The organism is Inquilinus sp. (genome assembly GCF_057815775.1).
Genome location: NZ_JBYRFX010000381.1, coordinates 1 through 1,746, shown reverse-complemented (window position 1 = coordinate 1,746; position 1,746 = coordinate 1). Strand labels below are relative to the sequence as shown.

The 1,746-nt window shown below is 66.9% G+C and carries 2 protein-coding genes and 1 pseudogene; 1 reads left to right on the top strand and 2 read right to left on the bottom strand.

Annotation, left to right across the window (positions count from 1 at the left end):
* Positions 1-102: 102 nt before the first annotated feature.
* A pseudogene (locus AC3XYG_RS13625) lies at positions 103-252 on the top strand (DapH/DapD/GlmU-related protein); the annotation flags it as partial.
* Between the two features lie 375 nt (positions 253-627).
* Here the strand turns inward: AC3XYG_RS13625 and rpmB are convergent.
* A complete protein-coding gene (gene rpmB, locus AC3XYG_RS13620) occupies positions 628-921 on the bottom strand; it encodes a 50S ribosomal protein L28 (protein ID WP_507021934.1) in 294 nt (97 codons plus the stop codon).
* Between the two features lie 153 nt (positions 922-1,074).
* The coding region (locus AC3XYG_RS13615) for an alpha-L-arabinofuranosidase C-terminal domain-containing protein (protein ID WP_489140377.1) at positions 1,075-1,746 on the bottom strand (672 nt) is incomplete at its 5' end.

Below are 1,746 nucleotides of genomic sequence, written 5' to 3'. Positions count from 1 at the left end.
CGGCTGCGCATCGGGCGCTATTGCTCGATCGCCGACGGGGTCACGATCTATCTCGGCGGCAATCACCGCACCGACTGGGTCAGCACCTACCCGTTCAACACGATGGAGCGGTGGCCGGACGCCGCCGGGATCACCGGGCATCCGGCGACCCGGGGCGACGTGCTGATCGGAAACGATGTCTGGCTCGGCGACGGCTGCACCATCATGTCCGGCGTCACCATCGGCGACGGGGCGGTGGTGGGGGCACGGGCGATGGTCACCCGCGATGTCGCGCCCTATGCGGTCGTCGCCGGCAATCCGGCGCGCGCGGTCCGCACGCGGTTCGAACCGGATATCGTCGAACGCCTGCTGGATGTGGCGTGGTGGACCTGGCCGGACGAGAAGGTCCGGCGCTTCGTCCCGCTGCTGATGGGCGGGAATATCGAAGCCTTCCTGGCCGCCGTGGAGAAGGGCGGGCTGGACGTCCCGGCCAATGCCGTCACCACGGGGATGGTTCCGGGGGGCCTTCCGGCGTCTGCTGAAGCGCGCGTGACCCGGGCAGGACACAACGAAAAAGCCCGCGACCGTGGTGCGGGCTTCATCATTCACCAGGACCTGCTGCGGCCCGAAGGCCGCGGGGCAGATCAATCAGGCAGCCTGAGCGGCCTGGGCCTTGATGATGCGGTGCTTCAGGCCACGCAGCTCGGCGTCCAGGGCCGAATCGGCGGCGCCGGCGAGGTAGCCGTCGAGGCCGCCACGATGCTCGATGGTGCGGATGCCGTTGGTGCTCAGACGCATCCGGACGGACACGCCGAGAACTTCCGAGACCAGCGAAGTGGTCTGCAGGTTCGGCAGGAACCGACGGCGGGTCCTGTTCTTGGCATGGCTGACGTTGTTACCACTCATCACGCCCTTGCCGGTCACCTGGCAGCGTCGCGCCATGGCACATATCCTTAAGCACGGTCAAAAACAATTGCCCCGGCATCGCTGCCGGGACGAGGGCGTTCGTATACGGGGCCGAAGGACCGGCGTCAAGCCGAGAGTCTCGGCAAGTCCTCCTGACTCCTCGCGCGAGGAGTCAGGAGGACAGGAATTCTATGCCCGCGGCACGCTCCGGGTCACGATCACGTTCCAGGAGGCGGGCTTCAGCCGGATCCGCAGCCTTTCGCCGTCGACCGACACGTCGGGATTCGGCTGCGGCACGATGGTGTTCGGCGCGTCCTTGGTGTTGACCGCCTTCAGGTTGGAATGGTGGATCTCGGTTGCCGCCACCAGCTGCCGGTCGACGCCCAGGCCGCGCAGCTCGGCATCCAGGTCGATCGGGTCGGACAGGCTGCGGTTCAGGGCGAAGATCGCGGTGGTGCCGTCGGCCGGGTTGTCGACCACGGTGGCGTAGAGATAGGGGATCTCCGGGAACGTCTTGGCACTATAGCTGGGCGATTCGACCTTGGTCTGCAGCACCCGGCCATGGGCGTAGCGGGCGGCCAGGGCGAAGGGGTGGAAGATGGTCTGGCGCCAGGCCGGGCCACCGGTCTCGGTCATGATCGGGCCGATGACGTTGACCAGCTGGGCGATGCAGGCGGTCTTCACCCGGTCGGCATTGTTCATCAGGGCGATCAGCGCGCCGCCGACGATCAGCGCGTCCTCGGCGTTGTAGACCTCCTCGATCAGCGCCGGTGCCTCGGGCCAGCCCGGCTTGCGCATGTGCTCGATCTTGTGGGTCTTGTACCAGACGTTCCATTCATCGAAGGACAGCATGATCCGCTT